Source organism: Demequina litorisediminis (assembly GCF_030161615.1).
Lineage (GTDB): Bacteria > Actinomycetota > Actinomycetes > Actinomycetales > Demequinaceae > Demequina > Demequina litorisediminis.
Genome location: NZ_BSUN01000001.1, coordinates 22563 through 47730, shown reverse-complemented (window position 1 = coordinate 47730; position 25168 = coordinate 22563). Strand labels below are relative to the sequence as shown.

The following is a 25168-nucleotide window of genomic DNA, read 5'->3' as shown; positions in this document are numbered from 1 at the left end:
GCAGGTGATCAGGCGCGAGGGCGCCAGGGTGCTGCTGCTTGACGACGAGGGTCGGCTGCTGGTGATGCGGGCTCACGACTCGCATCGGCCTGAGCGGTCCTGGTGGTTCACCCCCGGGGGTGGCATTGAGCCGGGGGAGAGCGCCGCCGAGGCCGCCGCACGCGAGCCTGACGGAGGAGACCGGCCTGGTGGTCCCCGTGGAGGCGCTGCGCGGCCCCGTCTGGGATCGCACCGCGCTGTTTGACTTCCAGTCGCGGCCGTACATTCAGCACGAGGTGTACTTCGTGGCACGCCTTGCGGACGCGCAGTCCACCGCGGGCATTGCCTGGACCGAGACAGAGCTCGACACGATCGACGACACGGTATGGATGACCCGCGCCGAGGCTCGCGGCTGCGCAGATCGAGGTGTTCCCCGTGCAGTTGCGTGAGGACTGGGCGCCGTTTCTAGAGTGGGACGGCGTGACCATGGATTTGGGAGAGGCAAACGAGTGACGACGGTAGGAGTGCTGGCGCTGCAGGGCGACGTGCGGGAGCACGCCGCGGCGGTGACGAGCCTGGGCGCGGACGTGACGCTGGTGCGCAGGGCGCGCGAGCGAGCAGGTCGACGCGATCATCTTGCCCGGGGGCGAGTCGACCACCATCGACAAGTTGCTGCGCGCCTTTGACTTGCGCGACCTTCTGATGGAACGGATCCAGGCTGGCCTTCCCGTGCTGGGATCGTGCGCCGGGATGATCCTGCTCGCCACCGATCTGGTGGACGGCATCGAGGGCCAGCAGACGCTCGAGGCGATTCCCATGACGGTGCGCCGCAACGCGTTTGGACGGCAGGTGGACTCGGCCGAGGCGTCGTTGACGTGGCTGCCCGATGGTTCCTCGATGCGCGCCACGTTCATCAGGGCGCCCTGGGTCGAGTCCTACGCGGATGAGGTGGAGGTGCTCGCCACTGCGGTCGCAGGCGACGGTGTGGAGCATGCGGTGGCGGTGCAGTACGGCTCGCGCCTCGCGACGGCGTTCCACCCGGAGATCTCCGACGAGGCTCCGCGTACACCAGCACCTGCTCGACCTGATCTGACATGGGAGCAACCGACGCGCGCGGAGCCTTCCGATGATGTGTGGGAGGTGCGCGTCGAGGCCTTCTGGGATGGCGTGCAGCGTGACGACGTCGCGGGCGTGATCGCCGGAGCGCACGCGCTGGCCGAGGCCCGGCCGGCAGGCGACGCCGCGGCGCTGTACGAGGTCGCGTCCGCTCACGACTACGTGGGGCGCGAGGCGGAGGCCGTCGTCCTGTACGAGCGGGCTCTGGCGGCGGGTCTTGGCGGGCGCCGGGCGGATGAAGCGGTCATTCAGGCTCGCGAGTTCGCTGCGGAACGTGGGGCGTCCGGCCGATGCGGTGGCGTTGCTCGAGTCGACGTCCGTCAGCGAGGCGCTTGCACCCGCCGCGGCGGGCTTCCTTGCCCTCGCGCGGCATGACCTGGGGCGTCACACCGAGGCGCTGCAGGCGGCGCTCGGTGCCGTGGCGTCTACCCAGTACTCGGCGGCTCTCGTGCGGTACGCGGCGGACCTTGATCGCGGAGAATCAAGCACGGAGCCTTGATACGTGCGCTTCAAGGCTCTAGCCTTGTTGCATGTTCGTCATCACCGCCGATCAGCGCGCCAGTACCGTCTCGGGTGAGCGCGTCGAGGAACTCCTGACTGCGCTGACTCCCTGGAGCCAGCAGTGGCGCGAGGCGATCGCGCTGCCACTTGAGCGCACGGTCGGCGATGAAGTCCAGATCGTGCTCACCGCGGCCGATGCCGCTGTGGACCTCGCGCTGCGCCTCATGCGCGAGGGCGACTGGTCCGTCGGCATCGGGGTGGGACGAGCCCAACTCCCGCTCGGGCCGTCGTCGCGCGCGAGCTCAGGCCCCGTCTTTGTCCATGCCCGCGACGCCGTTGAGCGCGCCAGGGGCAGGGGAGAGTCGGTGCCGTTGGTGGTCGCCGGGGAAGCCCGGCGGCCGCGGCCGAGGCCACGGCGATCCTCCAACTGCTCGGCGCCGTGGTGAGGCGCCGTTCCGAGGCGGGCTGGCAGGTGGCCGATGCGCTCGCCGGGGGAGCAACGCGACGCGAGGCGGCGAGGGCGCTGGCAATCTCGCCCCAGGCAGTCAGCCAGCGCGCGGCCGTGGCGATGCTCGACGAGGAGGCGGCCGCGCGGCCGCTGGCGGCCCGGCTTGTCACGGACGCCGGCGTCGAGTCGGACCCTTCGGGTACGGTGCCGTCATCATGACCGTCGCTCTCACCGTCGCCATCGGCGTTGCCACTCTCGCGCTCGCCGCGGGGCTCGGAGCGCCGCTGGTGGCGTGGGCACTCAGGCGCATCGAACCCATCGCCCCCACGCCCGGCCTGCTGCGCGGCGGGATGTGGGTCGGCGTCATGGAGAGACTTCTGGTGGCGGGGTGCATCCTCGTGGGGATGCCGGAAGGGGTGGCCATCGTGGTGGCGATCAAGGGTCTCGGCCGCTATCCAGAGCCTGCGGGACACGGACCCCATGGCACGGTCGGAGGCCTCGGAGCGTTTCATCATCGGCACGCTTGCGAGCCTGCTCTGGGCGGGCGCGCTCGGCGCGATCGGCCGCTGGGCCATCCTGCTGATCGGCTCGTAGGGTCATCCCCTCGCCCTGAGTACACTGGTCGGCAGTCCTGAACCCGTCATTCGAGGAGCACACGTGTCCGGTCACTCCAAGTGGGCCACCACCAAGCACAAGAAGGCCGTTATCGATGCCAAGCGCGGCAAGGCTGTTTGCCAAGGCGATCAAGAACATCGAAGTCGCGGCCCGCACGGGTGGTGGAGACCCCGCCGGAAACCCCACGCTGTTTGACGCGATCCAGAAGGCGAAGAAGTCGTCGGTCCCCAACGACAACATCGACCGCGCCGTCAAGCGTGGCTCTGGCCTGGAGGCCGGTGGCGCGCAGTACGAAACCATCATGTACGAGGGCTACGGACCCAACGGCGTGGCCATGCTGATCGAGTGCCTCACCGACAACCGCAACCGCGCCGCCATGGAGGTCCGCACCGCGCTGACCCGCAACAACGGCACGCTCGCCGACCCCGGTTCGGTCGCTTACCTCTTCTCCCGCAAGGGCCAGGTGGTCGTTCCCAAGGCTGGGCACCACCGAGGACGCGCTCATGGAGGCAACCCTCGAGGCCGGCGCCGAGGAGATCGAGGACGGCGGCGACGTGTTCGAGATCACCTCGGAGGCCACCGACGTCGTGGCCGTGCGTACCGCGCTCCAGGATGCGGGCATCGACTACGACTCGGCCGAGGCCGCGTGGGTGCCGTCCATGAAGGTGGACCTCGACGTCGACGGCGCGCGCAAGATGCTGCGTCTCATCGACGCGCTTGAGGACTGCGACGACGTTCAGAACGTCTACGCCAACATGGACGCCTCCGACGAGGTCCTCGAGGCCGCCGCAGAGTAACTCCGTGCGCATCCTCGGTGTCGACCCAGGGCTCACGCGCTGCGGGCTCGGCATCGTGGATGCCGCGGGTGCCAGGCGAGTGTCGCTGGTGCACGTGAGCGCGGCCACGAGCCCGTCGACCGCGGACACTCCCGCGCGGATCGGACGCCTTGCCGACGCGATCGAGCGCGTGCTCGACGAGCATCGGCCCGACGCGATCGCGTTGGAGCGCGTGTTCGCTCAGGCGAATGTCTCCACGGTGATGGGCACGGCCCAGATCTCGGGCGTGGTGATGCTGCTCGCGCAGCGCAGGGGCCTGCCGGTGACGCTCTACACGCCGTCCGAGGTCAAGGCCGCGGTCACGGGCGAGGGCAGGGCAGGCAAGGCTCAGGTGGGTTACATGGTCGCCAAGGTCTTGGGGCTCACCGAGGTGCCCAAGCCGGCCGATGCGGCCGATGCCCTCGCGATCGCCATCGCGCACGCCTGGCGGGGCGCGGCCGCGCCCGTGGGTACGGGTGGTACGACGGCGGCGCAGCGGCTCTGGGCCGAGGCTGAGCAGGCCGCCAAACGCAGGCGCTGACGGCGCTGCCTGCCCGCGCGTCGCTCACGCGGCGCGTCGCGGCCGTCGGTGTCAGCGTCATCCCGTAGCGTATTCGTACATACGTTCGAAGGAGGATGCGTGATCTCCACGCTGCATGGCACGGTGCTGTCCGTCGGCGCGACGGCGGCGGTGATCGAGACCGGCGGCGTCGGCATGAAGGTGCTGTCGACGCCCACCACGCTCGCCGACCTCCGTCACGGCGCCACCGTGCGGGTGCACACCCACCTTGTTGTGCGTGAGGACTCCCTGACGCTGTTCGGTTTTGGTACGGAGCACGAGCGCGACACGTTCGAGGCGCTGCAGTCGGTACAGGGCGTGGGGCCCCGGCTCGCGCTCGCCATGCTGGCGGTGCATTCGCCCGATGCGCTTGCGCAGGCGGTGGCCTCGGGGGATCGCAAGGCCCTCGAGCAGGTGCCCGGCATCGGCGCGAAGGTCGCGGCACGCCTTCTGCTGGAGCCTGGGCGGCAAGGCTCAGCCTCCCCGTGCTCGACGACGCAGACGGCGAGGCGCGTCCCTCGGCGGGCCCCGCGGACGCCAGGGGACAGGTCGAGGACGCGCTTGTCAGCCTGGGCTGGAACCCGAAGGCCGCGGCGAAGGCCGTGGACGATGTGGCTGACGGACCGGTGGCGCAGGAGGACGTGGCGGTGACCCTGCGCGCCGCGCTGCGGACGATGGGCGCGGCGCGTGTCTGACGCCGACCTCGATCCCCGGCTCGTCTCCGCCGACGCGGACGCGATCGAACGGTCATCCGAGGCGGCGCTTCGTCCCGGAAGCCTCGACGAATTCGTCGGTCAACAGACCCTGCGAGATCACCAGCCTGGTGCTGCGCGCCGCGGTGGCGCGCGGCACGACGGCCGATCACGTGTTGCTCTCGGGGCCGCCAGGACTGGGCAAGACCACGCTGGCGATGATCATCGCCACGGAGATGGGAGCGAACCTCCGCCTCACCTCCGGACCGGCCATCCAGCATGCGGGCGACCTGGCCGCCATCCTGTCCTCTCTTGAAGAGGGCGATGTGCTGTTCCTTGACGAGATTCATCGCCTGGCACGGCCCGCCGAGGAGATGCTCTACCTCGCCATGGAGGACTTCCGTGTCGATGTGGTGGTCGGCAAGGGCGCTGGCGCCACGTCGATTCCGCTGACACTTCCTCGTTTTACGGTGGTGGGCGCGACCACGCGGGCGGGGCTTCTACCGGCGCCGCTCAGGGATCGCTTTGGGTTCACGGGCCATCTGGAGTTCTACGAGCCCGCCGAACTCCAGCGCATCCTGGGACGTTCGGCACGCCTGCTCGACTTCCCGATGGATACCTCGGCGGCGCACGAGATCGCGGGCCGCTCGCGCGGCACGCCCCGAATCGCCAACCGGCTCCTGCGCCGCGTGCGCGACTTCTCCGAGGTCCACGGCAGCGGTCGGGGAACCCTCGCGAACGCGCGTGAGGCTCTCCAGGTGTACGAGGTGGACGACAAGGGGCTCGACCGCCTGGACCGAGCCGTGCTGCGCGCGTTGTGCACCCGCTTTGGAGGCGGTCCCGTGGGCCTGTCGACCCTGGCGGTCTCCGTCGGTGAGGAGCCCGAGACCGTCGAGACTGTCGCGGAGCCGTTCCTGGTACGCGAGGGCCTCATGAGTCGCAGCCCGCGAGGCAGAATCGCCACGGCCGACGCATGGGTCCACCTTGGCCTCACCCCGCCGGCCGATGCTGTGGCTGGCCAGGTGGGCGGACGGCTGTTCGACTGAACTGTTGCTCTTCGTAGCGGGGCCTGTTCGACGCTGGCGCCTCATGCCCCTAGAATCGGCTGGGCTCCCTCGGGGGCAAACACGAAGGCGTCAGACGAAGGAATCCTGTGTCTCAAGCAACCAAGGGCGCTCGCAAGGCGCTGATCTGGCTCGGGGCGATCCTCGCCCTCATCTACGGAGGCCTTGCGGTGGGTGCCGCGACGGGCGTCACCTCGTGGACCCCCGGGCTCGCTCTCGACCTCGCAGGAGGCCGCCAGATCATTCTGGCGCCCGTGCTGGAGGAGGGGGCGACCCAGCAGATCGACCAGTCGGACCTTGACCAGGCCGTCGAGATCATTCGTCGCCGTGTCGATGCCTCGGGTGTCGCCGAGGCGGAGATCACCACGCAGGGCAACAACATTGTGGTGGCGCTGCCCGGCAACCCCGACCAGGCGACGGTGGACCTTGTTGCGCAGTCGGCGCAGGCTCCAGTTCCGCCCCGTGCTGATGACCGGAGACCCGAGCCCCACGACGTCCACGTCGGCCACCCCCGAGCCCAGCGCGTCCGCTTCGGCCTCCGCGGAGCCTTCGGCTTCGGCCGATGCCTCGACGTCGCCAGAACCCGAGGTCAGCGCCAGCGAGATGGCCAACGTCGTGGGTGAGACCGACGACGCGACCGTGACTCCCGAGGTGACGTCCGCCGAGACCGACGCGACGGCGACGTCCGCTTCCGCGACCCCGGAGCCCACGGCATCGGCCAGCCCTGAGGCGACCACGGACGCGTCCACCGGGCCCGTGTACGGCACCACCGATCCCTCGTCCTTCGAGTGGCTGACTGCTGACGTCCAGGCCGACTTCGCCGCTCTCGACTGCCTCGATGCCGAGAACTACTCGGGTCGTTCCATGGGCGACCCGGAGGCCGGCTACGTCGCGTGTGGTTCCGCCGACATCGTGAAGTACGCGATGGGTCCCGTCGAGCCTGTCCGGCGATGACCTGGAGACCGCGGCCTCCGGCCCCGAGAGCACGCAGGCGGGCAACCTGACCGGTGCGTACGAGGTTCGCCTCACGTTCACCGACGAGGGCGCCCAGAAGTTCGACGAGATCACGCAGCGCATCTCCCAGGCTCGAAAGCCCGCGCAACCAGTTCGCGATGGTTCTGGACGGTGCGGTCATCTCGGCCCCGTCCGTCTCCGCCCGCATTTCCGGCGGCCAGGCATCGATCACCGGAAACTTCACCCAGGAGCAGGCGGAGAGCCTCGCCAACCAGGCGAAGTTCGGTGCCCTGCCCATGAGCCTTGAGGTGCAGTCCAACCAGCAGATGTCCGCGACGCTCGGCGCAGAGCAGGCTCGAGAAGGGCCTCATCGCAGGCGCCATCGGCCTGCTGCTGGTCATCGTGTACTCGGTGTTCCAGTACCGCGCCCTCGCCCTCGTGACCATGGGCTCGTTGATCCTCGCCGGTGTGGGGACCTACGGCGTCATCACGCTGCTGTCCTGGGGCCTCGACTATCGACTCTCACTCGCCGGTGTTGCCGGTCTGATCGTGTCGATCGGTATTACGGCTGACTCGTTCATCGTGTACTTCGAACGCATCAAGGACGAACTGCGTGAGGGACGTTCCCTGCCCAGCGCCGTCGACCATGCGTGGAAACGTGCACGGCGTACCATTCTGGCTTCCGACGCGATCTCGCTGCTTGCCGCGGTGACGCTGTACATGCTGGCCGTCGGCGGTGTGCGTGGCTTCGCGTTCACGCTGGGGCTCACCACCGTGATCGACATCGTCATCGTGATGCTGTTCACCCACCCCGTGATGGTGCTACTCGCCAAGACGAAGTTCTGGGGCGAGGGCCACAAGTGGTCCGGGCTTGACCCCCGCCGCCTGGGTCGTGAGCAGATGTACAAGGGCCGTGGCCGCGTGCGCACCGGATCCTCTGCACCGAAGGCTGTGACCGCGGCATCGGCCGAGTCCGATGACGACGCTGGCGAAGGCCTGACCCTCGCCGAGCGTAAGGCGGCGCGCCGCAAGGCCGCTCAGTCAAGTGAGGTGGCGGGCGAGCCCACCACGGACGAGACAGGCGCCGCGACCGACGAGGCCGAGGCCTCGGGCTCCAAGAATGCCGACCACGATGACACCACGAAGTCGGAGGGCTGAGACATGAGCCTTGCTACCTGGGGAAACAAGGCTCCACTCGGGTGAGATCACCTACCCGATCGTTCAGCAGCGCAAGCGCTGGTTCCTGGTGTCGATCATCCTGGTGGTCGCGTCGCTCGTGCTGCTGTTCGGCAAGGGCCTCACGCTCGGCCTCGACTTCACCGGCGGCTCGCAGTACATCATCACCAACGTCGCAAACCCCTCGGCGGGTCCGGCGGAGGATGTCGTCAACGAGATCGACTCCACCCAGGAGCCCCGCATCACGGTGCTCGGTGAGGACGACATCCGCATCCAGGCTGGGTGACCTCTCCGATGCCGACCAGCAGGCAATGACCGAGGCGCTGGCGGAGGCGTACGACGTCTCGGTCGATGCGGTCGCCTTCGACCAGATCGGTCCCACCTGGGGTGCACAGGCTCGGCAAGCAGGCCGTCCAGGCGCTGGTGATCTTCATCCTGTTGGTGTTCGCGGTCATCGCGCTGTACTTCCGTGCCTGGCGCATGGCGGCGGCGGCAATCCTCGCGCTGATTCACGACCTCCTGCTCACGGTGGGTGTCTACGCGCTCATCGGTTTCGAAGTGACACCCGCGGCGGTCATCGGATTCCTCACGATCCTCGGTTACTCGCTGTATGACACGGTCGTGGTGTTCGACAAGGTCAAGGAGAACACCGCTCACCTCACGGAGCAGACGCGCTACACCTACGAGGAACTCGCGAACCTCGCCGTGAACCAGACGTTGGTGCGCTCCATCAACACGTCGATCGTGGCGTTGCTGCCCGTGGCGGCCATTCTGTTCATCGGCACGTTCGTGCTCGGTGCGGGAACGCTGATGGATATCTCGCTGTCGCTGTTCGTCGGTATGGCGGTTGGCACGTACTCGTCGATCTTCGTGGCGACACCCCTCGAGGTGGCGCTGCGGGGCCGTGAGCCGCGCATCCAGGAGCACACCGCGAAGGTGCTGGCGCTGCGTGCAGGCGGTTCGAGCGACGTGGTGCGCGAGGACGGCACCGTTCACGTGGGCGCGCTGACTCCGGGGGAGCACCTCGGTCAGTCGTCGCAGCCCAAGCGCAAGCGCCGCAAGTAGCGGCGTAGGGCCGGCATCGTCTCGATCCGGCCCTGGGCCCAGCGCGGTCCCGCGTGCCCGCAACCCTGCACCTTCCCAGGTCCGCACTCCCGCATGACCCCGCTCAGTGCCGCAGATTGCCCCATGTGCGGCACTTGGAGGCGCGACACGCCGCACATGCGGCCATCCGCGTCCCGTTCCTTGGGGCGTGAGCGTGGGTCGAAGGGCGTGCTTGCGTGACTGTCATGGCCCGTAGACTGGTGTTTCTAGCGGTTCCACCCGAGGAGGCGACATGACGGACACTCGACCCACGTCGTCCGCGCTCGGGCCGCTGGCGTTCTTGCGCCGCGCGCCGCGCGAGGTCACCGCGATTGACGGCATCCTCGACACGTATCGACGGATGTACCCCAAGGGCAAGACCACGCTCATCGAGCGCGCCTATCAGGTCGCGGAGAAGGCCCATCGCGGCCAGCAGCGTAAGAGCGGTGAGCCGTACATCATCCACCCCATCGCGGTCGCGCAGATCATTGCAGAGATGGGGCTACCAGAGTCGGTGATCTGTGCGGCGCTGCTGCACGACGTAGTCGAGGACACCTCGTATCCGCTCGAGACGCTCCGCGAGGAGTTTGGCGACGAGGTCGCCGAGTTCGTCGACGGCGTCACCAAGCTCGACAAGGTCAAGTACGGCGATGCGGCGCAGGCCGAGACGGTCCGCAAGATGGTCGTCGCGATGGCGAAGGACATCCGAGTCCTGCTCCTCGCCTTGCCGACCGCCTTCACAACGCCCGCACCTGGGAGCATGTGCCCGTCGAGTCGGCCCGCCGCAAGGCGCAGGAAACCCTCGAGATCTACGCGCCGCTCGCGCACCGCATGGGGCTCAACGCGATCAAGTGGGAACTTGAGGACCTGTCCTTCAAGACGCTGTATCCGAAGATCTACGGCGAGATCGTCGACGTGGTCGCGGAGCGCGCACCGGAGCGCGAGAAGTATCTGACCGAGATTCGTACGGAGATCGCCGCGGAGTTGCGGCAGATGAAGATCAAGGGCGAGATCACCGGCCGGCCCAAGCACTATTACTCGGTCTATCAGAAGATGATTGTGCGAGGTCGCGACCTTGCGGACATCTACGACCTGGTCGGGGTCCGGATCCTGGTCGAGACGGTGCGCGACTGTTACGCGGTGCTGGGAGCGATGCACGCGAGGTACCAGCCGGTGCCCGGTCGCTTCAAGGACTACATCGCGATGCCCAAGTTCAACCTCTATCAGTCGCTTCACACCACCGTCATCGGTCCGTCGGGCAAGCCCGTCGAGCTCCAGATCCGCACGCAGGAGATGCACAGACGAGCCGAGTACGGCCTCGCATCCCACTGGCGCTACAAGGAGACGGTCAAGGGCGCCGGCGGCGGTAAGTCCGATGACATGGGCTGGCTTCGTCAGATCGCCGACTGGCAGCAGGAGACCGCCGATCCCACCGAGTTCCTCGACTCGCTACGCGGTGAGATCTCCCGCGCCGAGGTGTACGTCTTCACGCCGCGTGGCAGGTTGCTTGCCCTGCCGCAGGGCGCCACCCCCATCGATTTCGCCTACGCCGTGCACACCGAGGTGGGCCACAAGACCATCGGCGCCAAGGTGAATGGGCGGCTGGTGCCCCTGGACTCGACGCTGGAGAACGGCGACACCGTCGAGGTCCTCACCACGTCCGACCAGAACGCACACCCGAAGCGCGACTGGTTGGATTTTGCGCAGTCCACGCGTGCCCGCAACAAGATCCGTCAGTGGTTCACCCGTGAGCGCCGCGAGGAGTCGATCGAGACCGGTCGGGACATGCTTGCGCGGGCGATTCGCCGCCAGCACCTTCCGATGCAGCGCCTCATGTCCAAGTCGACGCTCCTGGCCTTGGCCAAGGAGATGCACTACGAGGACGTTGACGGGCTCTATGCCGCGATCGGCGAGCACAAGGAGCAGGCCTCCGATGTGGTGAGTCGCATGGTGGAGGCCGTCGGCGGTGACGAGGGTGCGGACGAGGACGTCACCGAGATCACGCGTCCCGGCACGTCCGCCCAGCGTGCACGCCGTGGGGACGTGGGCGTGTCCGTCCACGGGCTGTCTGATGTGGTGGTCAAGGCTCGCGAAGTGTTGTACGCCGGTGCCCGGCGACCCCATCCGTGGGTTCGTGACCCGCGGCAATGGCGTCTCGGTGCATCGCGCGGACTGCGCGAATCTCGCCTCCCTCGATACGCAGGCCGAACGCTTCATCGACGTCCAGTGGACCGGTCAGTCGGATGCGACCTTCCTGGTGCAGATCGAGGTGGAGGCGCTCGACCGCAACCGTCTCCTGTCCGACGTGGTGAAGGCGCTCTCGGACTATCACGTGAACATCCTGGGCGCGAACGTCTCGACCAACCGCGACCGCGTCGCGCTCAACACCTTTACGTTCGAGATGGCCGACCCGTCCCACCTCGGTGCGGTGCTTTCCGCCATTCGCCGCATCGACGGCGTCTACGACGCCCGCCGCATTACCGGGGCGAAGCGGCCGCTGTGACCCGTCGCGCCGCTCCCTGGGCGTCGCGCACCGCAGCCCACGCGGACCACGCGCGACGCCACGAGTTGTCCTGCGCCGCAATGGCGTCGAGCGCGCCGAGCGCATCGGCCGCTGCTACTCGGCCACTGCTGAGGAGCGCGTAGGCGACGGGGATCGCCCGGCGCAGGTCGGCCCACCGCAACGCATCCGCGAGCGCGACACCTGGTGTGGCGACGGCGCCGTGGCGCACCGGCGTGGTGTGCATCCTGGTGGGCATCGGCGGCGACCATGACCTCCAGTGGCGATGCTCGTACGCCAGGACGTCGAGTGAGGTCGGCGGTGTGCCGCCGAAGTGTGCCCACAGCGCTCCCAAGCCTGTCAGCGTGAGCCCCGGCCTCACCAGGGGCGCGAGGGCCGCGGTGCGCAGCGGTGCGCTGTCCGGGATGTCGACCGGCCGTGCCCCGGTCCCCATCAGGGCGATCAGGTCGCCGTCACGCACCATGCGCTGGAACGCGACCTGGCCTACCTGGGAGGAGTCGACGAGCCACATCACTCCATTGTGCTCAGCGAGCGCGCCCGCTGTGCTGCGGGCCGCAACGCTGTGGACAAGCAGCACGGGAGACAGCACAGGGGCCGGGGACGCCAGTGCGGCATCCCCGGCCCCTGGTGGCTGGGTGGGTGTCTTAGGACACCACTCCCTGGATCTGCTCAAGCCAGGCGCGGCGGGCGGCGAGGGCCTCCTCGGCCTCCTTCACCTTGCGCTTGTCTCCGGCCTCCTTCGCGGCGGCGAGATCGGCCTCGAGTTCGCCGATCGCGGCCTCGAGCCTGGGCGGCGGCACCCGTGGCGCGACGCTCGCTCGGGGTTGCGGGAGTTCCACTGGGCGTCCTCGGCGTCGCGGACGGCCTTCTCGACCACGCCCATGCGCTTGTTGAGGCGAGCCACGTCGGCACGCGGCACCCGGCCGGCGTCCTCGAAGCGGTCCTGGATCGCACGCAACTGTCGCTTCGCGTTGTCGAGGTCGGTCAGGGGCAGCAGAGCCTCGGCCTCGACCACCGCGGCCTCCTTCGCCTCGACGTTGCCCGCGAGGGCCTCGTCTTCGGCGTCCGAGGCGGAGCGGCGCGCGTCGAAGAACGCGTCCTGGGCCGTCTGGAACCGCTTCCACAGCGCGTCGTCGACGCTACGGCGACCACGGCCAGCGGTCTTCCACTCGCCCATGAGGTCCTTGAAGGCGCGCGCCGTGCGGTCCCAATCGGAGGACTCTGCGAGGCGTTCGGCCTGGGCGACAAGGTCCTCCTTGCGGCCGGCGACCTGAGCGTTGTCCTTGTCGAGCCTGCGCGAAGTGGTGCTTGCGTGCCTTCTCGAATCCCGAGCGGGCGGCGGTGAAACGCTTCCACAGTTCGCGCTCGGCATCCTTCGCGATGCGCGCGTTGCTGCGCTGCGCTTCCTTCCACGTGTCAAGCAGGGCACGCAGTTCGGCGGTGTCGTTCTTCCAGTGCACCTGGGACTCGGGCTTCGCGGCGATGGCCTCGGCCTTCACCACGATCTCCTCGCGGGCAGCGAGCGCCTCGGCGCGTGCGGCGTCACGTTCGGCCTGAATCCGCTCGCGCGTCTCCAGCGCTTCCTTCTCGACCTCCGCGAACCGGGTACGCAACGCGGCGACGTCGCCCACCACGGCCGGGGTCTCCAACTGCGGCGAGAGCGCGCCGATCGAGTCGTCGATGTCCTTGGGGCTGAGGCTCCGCGGACGCGAGGCGTGCGTGGAAGCGCTCGATCGACGCCGAGAGCTCGTAGAACGCCTTCGCGTACGGGGCCAGCGGGTCGTCGCCGGTGGCGGCTCCCACGGTCACCTTCTCGTCGCCGATGGTGACGACAACGGACTCGCCCTCGATGGCACCAAAGCCCTTCGCAGTCTCGACCTGCTCGTCGGTGACCTCAGCAACCACCGGAACCTTCACGGGGTGGGTCGCGTGCTGGGCGAGCACGACGGGGCTGGGGGTTCCGGGACGGGGGCCGGGCTTGGGGGTCGGCTTGGGCTTGGGGGTGGTCACGATACAGACACCTCGTTCAGGATGACGGACTGTGCCGGCTGTCCGTCGGACTCGCCTGTGATGGTTCCGGCACTGGCAACGCCCTCAACAATACTCAAACCCTCCGTGACCTGCCCGAACACTGTGTAGCCGCCGGCCGAGTCGGAGGGGATGGTGGAGTCGTCGTAGACGATGAAGAACTGGCTTCCCATGGATTCGCCGTCGCCGCCCACCCGTGCCATCGCGAGGGTGCCAGCCGGGTAAACGTCGTCCGCGGGAGCGTTCTCAATGGGTCCGTACGAGTAGGCGGGACCGCCCGTTCCTGTGGCCGTCGGGTCGCCGCACTGGAGCACGTAGATGCCGCTAGTGGTGATGCGGTGGCATTCAGTCTGGTCGAAGTAGCCGTCCTGGGCCAACGCGATGAAGGCTTGCGGTGGCCTGGGGAGCGTTCTCGCCGTCAAGAGTCACGGTGATGTCACCGAGGTTGGTCGCGATGGTCGCGGACCATTGCCTGGACTCGGCCGTCGAGGGGTCCGGGGGTTCGGGGGAGTTGGCCCATCCTGAGGAAGTGCTGATGGCGTCGTCGCTCGCCGAGGCATCGGCCGTCTGCGTGGGCGTCGCGGCCACGTCGTCGTTCCCGCTGTTGATGACGGCCATCACGATGAGGGTGGAGGCGGCACCGAGGACGAGCGCGGCGACCGTGATCGCTGCGACGATCCTGATGCGGCGCTCGTGCGCGGCTCGTTTCGCGGCCTGACGCGCTTCGAGCTTGGAGTGCTGGCGCTTGGCGTTGGCCTTGGCCTGCTTCTTGGTGGTCATGTCACCTCAACGTCTCAGTGGCTGTTCGCGCGTCAGTCTAGGGGTGGGGTCGTGAGTGGACAGGGTTCCACCAGTCAGGATGGAACAATGGCCGTCATGGCCCGAGTGCGACCCCTGTCCGGATTCCCCGAGTGGACCCCTGCCGACCGCGTGGTGGAGGCGCAGGTGATCGACTCCTTGAAGGAGGTCTTCCGCCTTCACGGTTTCGCCGAGATCGAGACGCGAGTGGTCGAGACTCTGGACCGCCTCGCAGGCAAGTCCGATGCCGCCAAGGAGATTTACACGCTTGGCCGGCTGGGGGCGGAGCAGGACTCCGAGGCGAAGGCGGGGCTTCACTTCGACCTGACGGTGCCGTTCGCGCGCTACACGGAGGAGTTCCAGAACGACCTGGCGTTCCCGTTCCGTCGCTTCCAGATTCAGAAGGTGTGGCGCGGTGAGCGGCCGCAAGAGGGTCGTTACCGCGAGTTCTATCAGGCCGACATCGACATCGTGGGCCGGGACAACCTGCCCGCGCACCTCGAGGTCGAGGTGGCCGTCGTCATGGCGCGCGCGCTCGCATCGCTGCCCTTGCCCGCGGTGACGATGCACGTCAATAACCGCCAGGCTCGTCGACGGTTTCTACCGCGGCGTGGGCATCGAGGACGTCGCTGGTGCGCTCCGAAGCGTCGACAAGGCTCGACAAGATCGGCCCCGACGGGGTGCGCGCTGAGCTCACCGAGAAGGGCATCGCCGTCACGGCGACCGATGCAATCCTGGAGGCTTGCGCGCATCAGCGCGACCGACGGCTCGTTCGCCACTGCGATCGAGGACCTGTGGGCGACGACCACCACCATCGAGGATGTGGCCGATGCGCAGGAGCAGGCTCAGCGCAGGCATCGCGGCCCTGGTGGCGCTGGTCGAGGGTGTGAACGCGGCCGTGCCGGGTACCGCGGTGGCGGACCTGCGGATCGCACGCGGACTCGACTACTACACGGGCTCGGTCTATGAGACGTTCCTGCAGGGGCACGAAGACCTGGGGTCCATCTGTTCGGGCGGCCGGTATGACTCGCTCGTCGCCGGTGGGGGCTTCCCCGGCGTCGGTATGTCGATCGGCGTCTCGCGTCTGCTCAGCCGCATGCTGGGCGCGGGCCTCGCGAGGGCCAATCGTGGTGTCCCGAGCGCCGTCCTCGTCGCCGTGATCGACGAGGACTCGCGAGCGCAGTCCGCGACCATCGCCGACCGCCTGCGAGCCCGTGGCATCGCCTGTGAGGTGTCGCCCACCGCCGCGAAGTTCGGCAAGCAGATTCAGTTCGCGGACCGTCGCGCGATTCCCTTCGTGTGGTTCCCAGGTGCGGACGGCGACGGCGAGGTGAAGGACATCCGCTCGGGTGACCAGGCGCCTGCTGATGCCGATGCCTGGGTGCCGCCCGCCGAGGACGCCCGTCCCGGCATCGTCCGCCCGTAAGGCTGACGCCACCGGCCCACAGCGTGGGCCCTAGACTTGACCGCAACCCTCAAGCGAACCGGCACGCCCGTCTAGCGTGCCCAGAAAGGTTGATCGTGCTTCGCACCCACCTCGCAGGAAACCTCCGCGCCACCGACGCGGGCACCACCGTCACTCTGGCCGGATGGGTCGGGCGTCGCCGCGATCACGGCGGCGTGGCGTTCATTGATCTGCGTGACGCCTCGGGTTTCGCCCAGGTCGTCATCCGCGAGGAGGTGGCCCACAGCCTCCGCAACGAGTACGTCTTGCAGGTGACGGGCGAAGTGCGCGAGCGCCCCGCAGGTTCCGCGAACCCCAACCTCCCGTCCGGTGAGATTGAGGTGGTCGTCTCCGAGGTGACCATCCTCAACGAGGCCGCGCCGCTGCCGATGCCCGTGGATGAGCACGTCACCGTCGGCGAGGAGGCTCGCCTCAAGTACCGCTACATCGACCTGCGCCGTCCGCAGCCGCGCGCCAACCTGGTGCTGCGCTCCAAGGCGAACCAGGCGGCACGCCGCGTGCTCGACCGCCACGAGTTCCTCGAGATCGAGACGCCGACGCTGACGCGTTCGACGCCCGAGGGTGCTCGCGACTTCCTGGTGCCCGCGCGCCTTGCGCCGGGGTCCTGGTACGCGCTGCCGCAATCGCCGCAGGCTGTTCAAGCAGCTGCTCATGGTGGCCGGCATGGAGCGCTACTACCAGATCGCTCGCTGCTACCGCGATGAAGACTTCCGCGCAGACCGCCAGCCCGAGTTCACTCAGGCTCGACATCGAGATGAGCCTTCGTCGACCAGGACGACGTCATCGCCCTTGGCGAGGAAATCGTCAAGGAACTGTGGAGCCTCATCGGTGTCGAGATCTCGACGCCGATCCCGCGCATCACGTTCAACGACGCTATGGCTCGCTTCGGTTCGGACAAGCCCGACCTGCGCTTCGGCCTCGAACTCACCGAACTCACCGCGTACTTCAAGGACACCCCGTTCCGGGTGTTCCAGAACGAGTACGTCGGTGCGGTCGTCATGCCCGGAGGCGCGTCGCAGCCGCGCAAGACCCTCGACGCGTGGCAGGAATGGGCCAAGCAGCGCGGTGCCAAGGGCCTCGCGTATGTCTTGGTGCAGGAGGACGGCACCCTGACCGGGCCGGTGGCCAAGAACCTCTCCGAGGCAGAACTCGCGGGACTGGCCGAGGCCACGGGTGCGAACCCCGGCGACTGCGTGTTCTTCGCGGCCGGCAAGCCGGGTGCGTCACGCGCCCTGCTCGGCGCCGCACGTCTGGAGATCGGACGCCGTCTGGGCCTGATGGACCCCGACCGCTTCGAGTTCTGCTGGGTGGTCGACGCGCCGCTGTTCAAGGCTGTCGACGCGGACGATGACGACGTGGCGCTCGGCCACTCGTCGTGGACCGCCGTGCACCACGCATTCACCTCTCCCAAGCCCGAGTGGCTCGACTCGTTCGAGTCCGACCCCGGCAACGCGCTCGCCTACGCGTATGACATCGTCTGCAACGGCAACGAGATTGGTGGCGGTTCGATTCGTATCCACCGCCAGGACGTGCAGGAGCGCGTGTTCAAGGTCATGGGCATCGGCGAGGAGGAGGCTCAGGAAAAGTTCGGCTTCCTGCTCGAGGCTTTCTCGTTCGGCGCGCCTCCGCACGGCGGCATCGCGTTCGGTTGGGACCGCATCGTGGCGTTGCTGACGGGCGCGGACTCGATCCGCGACGTCATCGCGTTCCCGAAGTCGGGTGGCGGCTACGACCCGCTGACCTCGGCGCCCGCTCCCATTACGGACGAGCAGCGCGCGGAGGCTGGCGTGGACTATGTCGCCGAGGTGGACGACGAGGCCGCGGAGGCTCCCACCGCCTAACCCTTCCGCAGCACCCACCGTCTTTCCGTCAAATGGATCCATTTGTCTCGTCTAAGCGCTGACATGAGACAAATGGATCCATTTGGTGCATCTAGGGGAGCGCCGATGCGGTGGCGGGCTGCCCAGGGTGCGGCTGGCTGGAGTCCCGAGCTTGCTGCCGTGAGGCCCACAGCACCCCGCCCACGATGAGCACGCCGCCCGCGAGCTCGAGCCACGCGGGGCGTTCGTCGAGGACGATCCATGCGGCGGCGATGCCGACGACCGGAACCAGCATCGAGAACGGTGCGACCGACCCCGCGGGGTGACGTGCCATCAGCCACACCCAGATCCCTGACCCGAGCAGCGTGCCCAGCGCAATCGTGTAGGCGAGGCCGATCCACGCCGGAATCGCGGCCGGGCTCAGCGAGGTAGCGATAGCGTCCCCGATGCGGGCTGGACCCTCGACGCCAAGCGACAGTGCGAGCATCGGCAGCGGCGGCACGATGCTCATCCACAGCACGAGATTCAGAGGCTTGTCGGCACGGGCCTGCCTGCTGGCGATGTTGCCTAAGGCCCATCCAAGCGCCCCGCACAGTACGAGCAAGAAGGGCCCGAGCGGTGCCGCATCGCCGTACGAAAGGCCCACCACCACGAGGCCCGCGCTGGCGGCGCCGATGCCGGTCAGGGCTCGGCGCCCGAGGCGCTCGCCGAGGAAGGCTGCGCCGAGGAGCACGGTGAAGGGGGCCGATGCTTGGAGGACGAGCGATGCGAGTCCCGTGGGGAACCCTGCGGTCATGCCCGCATACAGGAACAGGAACTGCAGGGTGCCAAAGCCGAGCCCGTAGGCGATGAGCCACTTCCACGGGACACGGGGGCGCGGGACGAAGAGCACGGTGGGGATGGCGATGATCCCGAACCGTAGCGCCACGAGGAAGAGCGGCGGGAACTGTTCAAGCGAGGCGTGGATGGCGAGGAAATTGAGGCCCCAGAGCACGGCGACGGTCAAGGCGAGGAGGACGTGGCGGGTGGGCATGGCCCGAGTCTCGCTGGTGGAGTGTGAATGCACCAGCAATAATGAAGGCCTTAACTATGTAGGGAGCCTTCATGGAAGTGCGCCACCTGGAACTGCTGCGGGACCTGCGAGACAGGGGCACGTTGGCGGCCGTCGCAGAGGCGAGCTTTCGTACGCCCTCGGCGCTGTCGCAGCAGTTGAAGACCGCGGAGCGCGAACTGGGGGTGGCGCTGGTGGAGCCCTACTCGCGGGGGCTACGACTCACGTGGGCCGGTCAGATCCTCGCCGATGGCGCCGACGATGTCTTGACCGCTGTCGCGCGAGTCCAGGGGAGGCTGGACGCCGGCAGGGGAGCGCCCGCGGGCACGGTCAAGATCGGGACCCTTCCCAGCGCGGGCGCCGCCCTCATGCCGGGCCTGTTCACGCGGCTTGCCGACACCCTGATCGACGTAGTCCTCGATGACTTCGATCTCGCCGAGGCTGACTACGCCGCACGCACCGCGGACGCCGACCTCGTCATCGCGCACAGTCTGAGCGCCGATGTTCCCGCGGGCGCGCACGGGCTCGTGTCCCGGGTGGTGTTGCGCGAGCCCATCGACGTCGCCGTCCCCTCACACCACCGCCTCGCCTCGAGGGATGCCGTCGGGCCTGCGGACGTCTGTCATGAGCCCTGGGTGGCGGTACCGCCCGGGTATCCCTTCGGCACCATTCACGAGTCGATCGAGGCGGCGAGCGGGGTGCCCCTGAACCGCATCGCGCGGGTGCGGGACAACCGCCTGGTGGAGTCTCTGGTGGAGGCGGGCCACGGGGTCGGGCTTCTCCCTCGCTTCTCAACGCCTGCGAGCGCCGGACTGGTGTTGCTGCCGCTCACCGGGGTGCGCGCAACCAGGAGCATCGTGGCGCTGGCGCGGCGAGACCGTGCGCAGCGCCGCGCCGTGAGTGCCGTGGTGGACCTTCTGGCCGAGGTGGGGGCAACTCTCGAGGAGCGCGTTCGGCCGGCCCGTACGTCCACGGCACCCACGCGCACCTCCTGAGGGCGGGCCCGCGCTTCTGAGGGGCATTCTCATATGTGGCGGGTTACGGTGGGCGGAATGCGCTCGCCCCGGGGTGCAGGCAGGAGCACCATGCAAGGAGTCGACGTGCAGCGAAGCGCCAGCAGAAAAGTAGCCGTCTGGGCAGTCATCACCACCATGGCGGTGGCCCTCGTGACGGTGACCCCTCAACCCTCGCAGGCCGCGACCACGGGCTTCAGGGATGTGACCGGCTCGCATCAGTTCTATCGCGAGATCTCGTGGCTGACCTCCAAGGGCATCACCACCGGATTCGCGGACAAGTCGTTCCGCCCCAACTGGGAGGTCTCACGCGAGGCCTTCGCGGCGTTCCTCTACCGTCTGGCGGGTAAGCCGTCGGTTTCCCTGCCCGGCTCGTCGCCCTTCAAGGACGTCAGTAAGAGCGACAAGTTCTACCGGGAGATCGTGTGGCTGGACCGCAAGGGGATCTCTCGGGGTTGGTCGGATGGCACGTTCCGCCCCGACGAGCCCATCTCACGTTCGGCGATGGCCGCGTTCCTCTATCGCTTCAAGGGTTCGCCGTCCTACTCGCCGCCGTCGTCGTCTCGGTTCAAGGACATGCGTACGTCGTCGAAGTTCTACAAGGAGGTCTCGTGGCTCGCCTCCACCGGTATGACCACCGGCTTCGCTGACGGCACGTTCCGTCCCTACGACGGCACCTCGCGTGCGGCGACCGCCGCGTTCCTCTTCCGCGGCTACGGAAAGTCCTCGTACAAGGCGCCCACCTACGTGCCGCCAAAGGTGACGTGGAAGCCGAGCGAGATTCTCGCGACCGCCCGCTCGCAGGTCGGTTACCGCGAGCCGTCCTTCCGCAACAACAAGTACAACGACTGGATCGGCGGCAGCAGCGCGTGGTGCTCCGTGTACGTGTCGTGGGTCTTTGAGGCCGCGGGCTACCCGGGCTACGTGCCGAAGGAGAAGTACTTCGACTCGAGTACGGTTCGCCGTCCTTCGTCAGCAAGGCTGCAGTCCGAGGGCGTGCTCGACTGGAACGTCAGCCTCTCGGACCTGGATCCCGGCGACGTGGTGCTCATGAACTGGCATGCCGGAGACGGCACCAGCCACGCGGCCATCGTGGACCGCGTCACGAGCCTCCGGAGCCTGGTTCTACGAGGGCAACACGTCGGACGGCACGGGCACCAATTCCGACCGCGGTGTCTTCCACCGGTGGCGTTCGCTCTACTACATGGATGCGGTGTTCGACCCGCGCGACTACTACGACGCCGTCTACTAGGCCGATGCCTCGGCGGTAGTCGCCGACGTGGTCCCGGCCGATGCCGGGGCCGGGTCGTGCGGCCACCGCACCAGGGTGAGAGAGCCCAGCCCGAGCACCACCGCGATCACCGCGAACGCAAGGGCGGTCGACGTGGCGACCGCGAGCGCCCCGAGTGTCGCGGTGATGACGATGGCGGTGGACTGGAGGGCCATCGAGTTCAGTGACAGCATCGTGGCGCGTTCGGTCGCGGTGACCTCGGCATGCATCAGCGTCTGCGTCAGCGGGAAGGCGACTCCCAGCAGCACGTAGAACCCGATGAAAGCCGCGGCGGCGATGCCCGCGAACGGCGCAGCGACCACGGCAAGGGAGACGGCGGCGCCCGCGACCGCCAGCGCGGCGGCACGGGACGAGCGCCGCGCGAGTCGACCTGCCAGGGGCGCGAGCGCCGACCCGGCGGCGGAGCCCAGGAAGCCCGCAGTGACGAGGACGGCGTAGGGACCGGCGGCGTTGGCTGTGCCGCCGAGCAGGTTGGCGGCGTGGGACGGCGCCAGGAGTTCGATGCCGGCGAGAGCGGCGCCGAAGGCTGCGGTCAGGAGGAGGAGCCGGCGTAGCGTGTGGCGCGCCACCGCGAGCCGTACGCCGCGTCCGATGGCGTGGGGCACGTCCCGCGAGGTGGCGGTGGCGTTCGCCACGATGCGTGCGACGCGACCACCCGCGGTCGCGTCGGCCGCTTCGCTGGCGGTGGTGGCGGCCACGTCGTCGTGCACCCAGCGTGCGACGAACACCAACTGCACGAGGGTGAGAGCGGCCTTCAGAAGGAAGGGCAGTGAGAGTGCGATGACGAGCGCGTCCGATGTCGGCATCGGCGCCCAGGCCACGACCGCGCCAGAGGCGAGTGCGCCCGCGGACAACGCCACCGACTCCGCCATCGCGGCGCGCGCGAGGCCAGGCGTGAGGTCTGCCCCTGGCTCGACCGCATGCACCGCGTCCACGTACCAGGCCTCGAGGGGGCCCGAGTCGAGGGCGCGCGCCAACCCCATCACCACGGCGGCGGCGATCAGCCACGGCAGCGTCGTCGATACGGCCAGCATGATGGCCGATGCAGCACTGACGAGTGCGGCGGCGACGATGACGGGGCGGCGTCCCAGCACGTCGGCGAGGCCGCCGGTGGGAAGTTCGCTCAGCACGGTGGTGGCGCTGTAGAGCGCAGTGAGGAGACCGATGGTGGCCAGCGACAGCCCACGTGCGCTCAGGAGCAGCACGAAGGTGGGGGCGACGAGACCCGTAGGGAGCCAGCGCAGGGCGGTGAGGGTGACGAAGCGGCGGCGCACCACTGTGGTGGGGGAGGTCATCGTTCGTCGCCTGGGTAGGCGTAGCCGAAGTAGCGCACCGCGCGGGCGCCGTCCGGGCGGCGTTCGGGGGCCTGGTCGCGGTCCACGAAGGGGGCGAAGAGCGCCATCATCTGCCCCTTGAGGCTCGGTCAGTTCTGCGGCCGTCATCCATGCGACAACGTCGGTAGACATGTCCGCGGCGCGCCACTGTTCGGGCTCGTCGCGTCGGCGCGCGCGGTATGACCTCCAGGCGCCGAAGCGGTAGTCCTCGATCACGTCGGATAGCGCGTCGGCGGCGCGGTCCTGCGCGGCTCCCGGCTGGCCTGACGTGTCCCAGGTGATCCCCTCGGAGCGGATCTTCCACGGTCTCTCACGCCCCACGCCGCCCTCGGCGCGGGTGACGTGCCCGAAGCGCTCGAGCCTGACGCAGGTGGTACGAGCAGTTAGCGGGGGTCTGGCCTAGGCGCTCACCGCACTGGGTGGCGGTGAGGGGACCGGCGGCGAGCAGGTCGAGGAGCGCGAACCGTACGGGGTGCGCGAGGGCGCGCAGTTCGCTCGGGTCCGTGATCTCCCGGGTGGGCCACGGCGCGTCAGGGGTGGTGGGGGCCGTCTGCTGCGGGGCCGGTGAGTCTGTCATGCTTTGAAAGTATCCTTTCGAAAGGAATCTTTCAATAGCGAACCAGAATGTCACCCCGGGCAACTAGGGTGGGCCACATGGACCTGTTCGAGTCGACCGAGCGCACGGGAAGCGGCGTTCCAGAGCCCGGACCCACCGCGCCGCTCGCAGTGCGCATGCGGCCTCGCGTGCTCGACGAGGTCGTGGGTCAGGCGCACCTGCTCCACGACGGCGCGCCGCTACGCCGGCTCGTGGGGGAGGCCGCTCCTGCCACCTCGGTCATCCTGTGGGGTCCGCCGGGCACCGGCAAGACCACCCTCGCGTACCTGGTCGCGGGCAACAGGCGCTTCGTCGAACTGTCCGCAGTGACTGCGGGCATCAAGGACGTGCGTGCGGTGATCGACGACTCCAAACGTCGCATCGCCACGGGGGAGCGCGAGACCGTCCTCTTCGTCGACGAGATCCACCGCTTCACGCGCACCCAGCAGGATGCATTGCTTCCCGCCGTCGAGAACCGCTGGGTCACGCTCATCGGCGCGACCACCGAGAACCCCAGGCTTCTCCGTGGTGGGGCCGCTCCTGTCGCGCTCCCTGCTGCTCACCCTGCAGCCGCTTGCCAGCGAGGACGTCGGCGCGCTCCTCGACCGCGCCGTGGCGGACCCACGAGGACTCGACGGCAGGGTGAACCTCGCGCCCCAGGCCCGCGAACACATCCTGCGGGTTGCCGGCGCCGACGCACGCAAGGCACTCACCCTCCTCGAAGCGGTGGCCGATGCCGCCCTGGGCCTGGGCTCCAGCACACAGGACGCGCTGCCGGAGATCACGGGGGAGATCACCGAGCGCACCATGGACGCCGCTCTTGTCGCCTACGACAAGTCGGGCGACCAGCACTACGACGTCATCAGCGCCTTCATCAAGTCGGTGCGCGGCTCGGACGTCGATGCCGCGCTGCACTACTTGGCGCGCATGGTGGTCGCGGGGGAGGACCCCCGGTTCATTGCGCGGCGCCTCGTGATCCTCGCGAGTGAGGACATCGGCATGGCTGACCCTCAGGGGCTCGTGATCGCGCAAGCAGCGGCGGACGCCGTGACGTTCATTGGCATGCCCGAGGGGCGTATCCCGCTCGCCGAGGCGACGACGTATCTTGCGACGGCCCCCAAGTCCAACCGTTCCTACCGCGCCATCGACGCCGCGATCGCGGACGTGCGCGCGGGCAAGGCGGGCGTGGTGCCCCAGCATCTTCGTGACGCGCACTACGCGGGTGCCGAGCGCATCGGCCACGGGAAGTCCTACGTCTACAGTCACGATGCCCCCGGCGGCGTGGCGCACCAGGAGTACCTCCCGGACTCGCTGCGCGGCAGCCGCTACTACCAGCCCACCGAGTACGGCTTTGAACGCACCGTGACGGACCGCATGGCGCGAATCAGGGACATGCTCGGACGCGACGGTTCCTGACCGCAGCGACACCCCGTGCTTCTCCGCCGCGCCCCCGCCTGACCTGCTAGGATTGTCGAGCCCTCGCGGACGGTTGGCTGCTGTCGCCGCGACATCTCTCGTGATCTGAGTTCGGGCGACCGCGCCCGCACTCAGAGGCAATCAAGCAAGGAACACCAAGAATGACTTCAGTTCAGAAGGCACGCCGCCAGGTGCGGCTCTCGCGTGCCCTCGGCCTCGCCCTGACGCCGAAGGCCGTGAAGCACTTCGAGAAGCGTCCCTACCCGCCCGGCGAGCACGGTCGTACCGCCCGCCGCAAGGAAAGCGACTACGCCGTTCGTCTGCGCGAGAAGCAGCGTCTTCGCGCCCAGTACGGCCTGCGTGAGAAGCAGATGACCCGCGTCTTCGAGGAGGCTCGCAAGGACTCGCGCCGTACCGGTGACGCGTTCGTCGAGCCTGCTCGAGATGCGTCTCGACGCGCTGGTCCTGCGTGCCGGTTTCGGCCGCACGATCCTGCAGGCCCGTCAGGCCGTTCTGCACCGCCACATCCTCGTGGACGGTCAGATCGTCGACCGCCCCTCGTTCCGCGTGAAGCCCGGCCAGACCATCCAGGTCAAGCCCAAGGCTGTCACCATGGAGCCCTACATGGCTGCCGCCGCTGGCGCGCACCGTGACGTGCTCCCCGAGGTCCCGGACTACCTCGACGTCACCCTCGAGAAGCCGACCGCCAAGCCTGGTCCGCCGTCCCGAGCGTGCCGAGGTCCCCGTGACCTGCGAGGTTCAGGCTCGTCGTCGAGTACTACGCCCGCTAAGCGAGCGCAGTACCAGCAAGACACACTTTGCCGCTGGGTCCCG

At 68.5% G+C, this 25168-nt stretch carries 26 protein-coding genes and 10 pseudogenes; 27 read left to right on the top strand and 9 right to left on the bottom strand.

What is annotated here, in order from left to right:
- The first annotated feature begins 4 nt into the window (after positions 1-4).
- The 20 genes and pseudogenes from QQK48_RS00280 (at position 5) to QQK48_RS00210 (ending at position 11505) form a co-directional block, all read left to right on the top strand.
- Positions 5-244 (top strand): NUDIX domain-containing protein, encoded by a 240-nt coding sequence (locus tag QQK48_RS00280; RefSeq protein ID WP_284327091.1) that lies wholly within the window; start codon positions 5-7, stop codon positions 242-244.
- Positions 198-428 carry an NUDIX hydrolase gene (locus QQK48_RS00275; RefSeq protein ID WP_284327090.1) on the top strand — a complete coding sequence of 77 codons (231 nt, stop codon included), beginning with the start codon at positions 198-200 and terminating at the stop codon, positions 426-428. The genes QQK48_RS00280 and QQK48_RS00275 overlap by 47 nt, the downstream gene beginning before the upstream one ends.
- 60 nt (positions 429-488) lie before the next feature.
- Positions 489-665 carry a hypothetical protein gene (locus tag QQK48_RS18555; protein WP_348523349.1) on the top strand — a complete coding sequence of 59 codons (177 nt, stop codon included), beginning with the start codon at positions 489-491 and terminating at the stop codon, positions 663-665.
- Positions 616-1470, top strand: coding sequence for a pyridoxal 5'-phosphate synthase glutaminase subunit PdxT (gene pdxT, locus QQK48_RS18550; RefSeq protein WP_348523348.1), 855 nt, complete (start codon positions 616-618; stop codon positions 1468-1470). The genes QQK48_RS18555 and pdxT overlap by 50 nt, the downstream gene beginning before the upstream one ends.
- Entirely contained in the window at positions 1370-1594 is a 225-nt protein-coding gene (locus QQK48_RS20840) for a tetratricopeptide repeat protein (protein WP_431308255.1), read from the top strand. Before pdxT ends, QQK48_RS20840 begins: the two co-directional genes overlap by 101 nt.
- 31 nt (positions 1595-1625) lie before the next feature.
- Positions 1626-2042 (top strand): hypothetical protein, encoded by a 417-nt coding sequence (locus tag QQK48_RS00260; protein ID WP_284327088.1) that lies wholly within the window; start codon positions 1626-1628, stop codon positions 2040-2042.
- Positions 2036-2263 (top strand): hypothetical protein, encoded by a 228-nt coding sequence (locus QQK48_RS00255; RefSeq protein ID WP_284327087.1) that lies wholly within the window; start codon positions 2036-2038, stop codon positions 2261-2263. Before QQK48_RS00260 ends, QQK48_RS00255 begins: the two co-directional genes overlap by 7 nt.
- The gene (locus QQK48_RS00250; protein ID WP_284327086.1) at positions 2260-2679 is read left to right on the top strand and encodes a hypothetical protein; all 420 of its coding nucleotides are present in this window, start codon (positions 2260-2262) and stop codon (positions 2677-2679) included. The genes QQK48_RS00255 and QQK48_RS00250 overlap by 4 nt, the downstream gene beginning before the upstream one ends.
- Before the next feature lie 22 nt (positions 2680-2701).
- Positions 2702-3456, top strand: a pseudogene (locus QQK48_RS00245) (YebC/PmpR family DNA-binding transcriptional regulator).
- A gap of 4 nt (positions 3457-3460) precedes the next feature.
- Positions 3461-4015, top strand: a complete 555-nt coding sequence (gene ruvC / locus QQK48_RS00240; protein WP_284327085.1) for a crossover junction endodeoxyribonuclease RuvC — start codon at positions 3461-3463, stop codon at positions 4013-4015.
- Positions 4016-4063: 48 nt separating this feature from the next.
- Positions 4064-4432, top strand: a pseudogene (gene ruvA / locus QQK48_RS00235) (Holliday junction branch migration protein RuvA); the annotation flags it as partial.
- A gap of 86 nt (positions 4433-4518) precedes the next feature.
- A complete protein-coding gene (locus QQK48_RS00230) occupies positions 4519-4728 on the top strand; it encodes a hypothetical protein (protein WP_284327084.1) in 210 nt (69 codons plus the stop codon).
- A pseudogene (gene ruvB, locus QQK48_RS00225) lies at positions 4721-5771 on the top strand (Holliday junction branch migration DNA helicase RuvB). The gene QQK48_RS00230 and the pseudogene ruvB overlap by 8 nt, the downstream one beginning before the upstream one ends.
- 107 nt (positions 5772-5878) lie before the next feature.
- Positions 5879-6412: a preprotein translocase subunit SecD family protein gene (locus QQK48_RS18545; RefSeq protein ID WP_348523347.1), complete on the top strand. Its 534-nt coding sequence runs from the start codon at positions 5879-5881 to the stop codon at positions 6410-6412.
- A complete protein-coding gene (locus tag QQK48_RS18540) occupies positions 6405-6743 on the top strand; it encodes a hypothetical protein (RefSeq protein ID WP_284329250.1) in 339 nt (112 codons plus the stop codon). Before QQK48_RS18545 ends, QQK48_RS18540 begins: the two co-directional genes overlap by 8 nt.
- Positions 6744-6901: 158 nt before the next feature.
- A pseudogene (locus QQK48_RS20835) lies at positions 6902-6979 on the top strand (hypothetical protein); the annotation flags it as partial.
- 166 nt (positions 6980-7145) lie between these two features.
- A complete protein-coding gene (locus QQK48_RS18530) occupies positions 7146-7901 on the top strand; it encodes a preprotein translocase subunit SecD (protein WP_348523345.1) in 756 nt (251 codons plus the stop codon).
- 10 nt (positions 7902-7911) lie between these two features.
- Positions 7912-8205, top strand: coding sequence for a hypothetical protein (locus QQK48_RS18525; protein WP_348523344.1), 294 nt, complete (start codon positions 7912-7914; stop codon positions 8203-8205).
- 101 nt (positions 8206-8306) lie between these two features.
- Entirely contained in the window at positions 8307-8984 is a 678-nt protein-coding gene (gene secF, locus QQK48_RS18520; RefSeq protein WP_348523343.1) for a protein translocase subunit SecF, read from the top strand.
- Positions 8985-9255: 271 nt separating this feature from the next.
- Positions 9256-11505 (top strand): annotated as a pseudogene (locus QQK48_RS00210) (RelA/SpoT family protein).
- Here the strand turns inward: QQK48_RS00210 and QQK48_RS00205 are convergent.
- The 6 genes and pseudogenes from QQK48_RS00205 to QQK48_RS00180 all read right to left on the bottom strand — a co-directional run bounded on the left by QQK48_RS00205 (position 11480) and on the right by QQK48_RS00180 (position 14331).
- Positions 11480-12100 (bottom strand): hypothetical protein, encoded by a 621-nt coding sequence (locus QQK48_RS00205; RefSeq protein ID WP_284327083.1) that lies wholly within the window; start codon positions 12098-12100, stop codon positions 11480-11482. The pseudogene QQK48_RS00210 and the gene QQK48_RS00205 overlap by 26 nt on opposite strands.
- A 135-nt stretch (positions 12101-12235) precedes the next feature.
- Positions 12236-12760 (bottom strand): annotated as a pseudogene (locus QQK48_RS00200) (DUF349 domain-containing protein); the annotation flags it as partial.
- A complete protein-coding gene (locus tag QQK48_RS00195; protein ID WP_431308385.1) occupies positions 12663-13154 on the bottom strand; it encodes a DUF349 domain-containing protein in 492 nt (163 codons plus the stop codon). The gene QQK48_RS00195 and the pseudogene QQK48_RS00200, both read right to left, overlap by 98 nt.
- The gene (locus QQK48_RS00190; protein WP_284327080.1) at positions 13066-13533 is read right to left on the bottom strand and encodes a hypothetical protein; all 468 of its coding nucleotides are present in this window, start codon (positions 13531-13533) and stop codon (positions 13066-13068) included. Before QQK48_RS00190 ends, QQK48_RS00195 begins: the two co-directional genes overlap by 89 nt.
- A complete protein-coding gene (locus tag QQK48_RS00185; RefSeq protein WP_284327079.1) occupies positions 13530-13928 on the bottom strand; it encodes a peptidylprolyl isomerase in 399 nt (132 codons plus the stop codon). The genes QQK48_RS00190 and QQK48_RS00185 overlap by 4 nt, the downstream gene beginning before the upstream one ends.
- Positions 13897-14331 (bottom strand): hypothetical protein, encoded by a 435-nt coding sequence (locus QQK48_RS00180; protein WP_284327078.1) that lies wholly within the window; start codon positions 14329-14331, stop codon positions 13897-13899. The genes QQK48_RS00185 and QQK48_RS00180 overlap by 32 nt, the downstream gene beginning before the upstream one ends.
- 96 nt (positions 14332-14427) lie before the next feature.
- On the opposite strand from QQK48_RS00180, the gene QQK48_RS00175 reads away from it, so the two are divergent.
- The 3 genes and pseudogenes from QQK48_RS00175 (at position 14428) to aspS (ending at position 17655) form a co-directional block, all read left to right on the top strand.
- Entirely contained in the window at positions 14428-15318 is an 891-nt protein-coding gene (locus QQK48_RS00175) for an ATP phosphoribosyltransferase regulatory subunit (RefSeq protein WP_348523342.1), read from the top strand.
- Entirely contained in the window at positions 15248-15775 is a 528-nt protein-coding gene (locus QQK48_RS18515; RefSeq protein ID WP_348523341.1) for an ATP phosphoribosyltransferase regulatory subunit, read from the top strand. Before QQK48_RS00175 ends, QQK48_RS18515 begins: the two co-directional genes overlap by 71 nt.
- A 95-nt stretch (positions 15776-15870) precedes the next feature.
- Positions 15871-17655, top strand: a pseudogene (gene aspS / locus QQK48_RS00170) (aspartate--tRNA ligase).
- Between the two features lie 91 nt (positions 17656-17746).
- Here aspS and QQK48_RS00165 read toward each other — a convergent pair.
- Positions 17747-18667 carry an EamA family transporter gene (locus QQK48_RS00165; RefSeq protein ID WP_284327077.1) on the bottom strand — a complete coding sequence of 307 codons (921 nt, stop codon included), beginning with the start codon at positions 18665-18667 and terminating at the stop codon, positions 17747-17749.
- A 71-nt stretch (positions 18668-18738) separates the two neighbouring features.
- Here QQK48_RS00165 and QQK48_RS00160 point away from each other — a divergent pair, with 71 nt between their 5' ends.
- Positions 18739-19680, top strand: coding sequence for a LysR family transcriptional regulator (locus QQK48_RS00160; RefSeq protein ID WP_284327076.1), 942 nt, complete (start codon positions 18739-18741; stop codon positions 19678-19680).
- A gap of 33 nt (positions 19681-19713) precedes the next feature.
- Positions 19714-20376, top strand: a pseudogene (locus QQK48_RS20830) (S-layer homology domain-containing protein); the annotation flags it as partial.
- A gap of 570 nt (positions 20377-20946) precedes the next feature.
- Here the strand turns inward: QQK48_RS20830 and QQK48_RS20825 are convergent.
- Positions 20947-22644 carry an MFS transporter gene (locus QQK48_RS20825; RefSeq protein WP_431308254.1) on the bottom strand — a complete coding sequence of 566 codons (1698 nt, stop codon included), beginning with the start codon at positions 22642-22644 and terminating at the stop codon, positions 20947-20949.
- The gene (locus QQK48_RS00145) at positions 22634-22900 is read right to left on the bottom strand and encodes an ArsR/SmtB family transcription factor (protein WP_284327074.1); all 267 of its coding nucleotides are present in this window, start codon (positions 22898-22900) and stop codon (positions 22634-22636) included. Before QQK48_RS00145 ends, QQK48_RS20825 begins: the two co-directional genes overlap by 11 nt.
- A gap of 77 nt (positions 22901-22977) precedes the next feature.
- Here QQK48_RS00145 and QQK48_RS00140 point away from each other — a divergent pair.
- Both QQK48_RS00140 and rpsD read left to right on the top strand, forming a co-directional pair.
- Positions 22978-24334, top strand: a pseudogene (locus QQK48_RS00140) (replication-associated recombination protein A).
- Positions 24335-24495: 161 nt separating this feature from the next.
- Positions 24496-25125 (top strand): annotated as a pseudogene (rpsD, locus tag QQK48_RS00135) (30S ribosomal protein S4).
- Positions 25126-25168: the final 43 nt, after the last annotated feature.

Excerpts from the sequence above, each read along its gene's own strand:
- QQK48_RS00175 (WP_348523342.1), top strand. The coding sequence starts at position 14,428 with ATGGCCCGAGTGCGACCCCTGTCCGGATTCCCCGAGTGGACCCCTGCC.
- QQK48_RS00180 (WP_284327078.1), bottom strand. The coding sequence starts at position 14,331 with ATGACCACCAAGAAGCAGGCCAAGGCCAACGCCAAGCGCCAGCACTCC.
- QQK48_RS00250 (WP_284327086.1), top strand. The coding sequence starts at position 2,260 with ATGACCGTCGCTCTCACCGTCGCCATCGGCGTTGCCACTCTCGCGCTC.
- QQK48_RS00160 (WP_284327076.1), top strand. The coding sequence starts at position 18,739 with ATGGAAGTGCGCCACCTGGAACTGCTGCGGGACCTGCGAGACAGGGGC.
- QQK48_RS00165 (WP_284327077.1), bottom strand. The coding sequence starts at position 18,667 with ATGCCCACCCGCCACGTCCTCCTCGCCTTGACCGTCGCCGTGCTCTGG.
- QQK48_RS00260 (WP_284327088.1), top strand. The coding sequence starts at position 1,626 with ATGTTCGTCATCACCGCCGATCAGCGCGCCAGTACCGTCTCGGGTGAG.
- QQK48_RS00145 (WP_284327074.1), bottom strand. The coding sequence starts at position 22,900 with ATGACAGACTCACCGGCCCCGCAGCAGACGGCCCCCACCACCCCTGAC.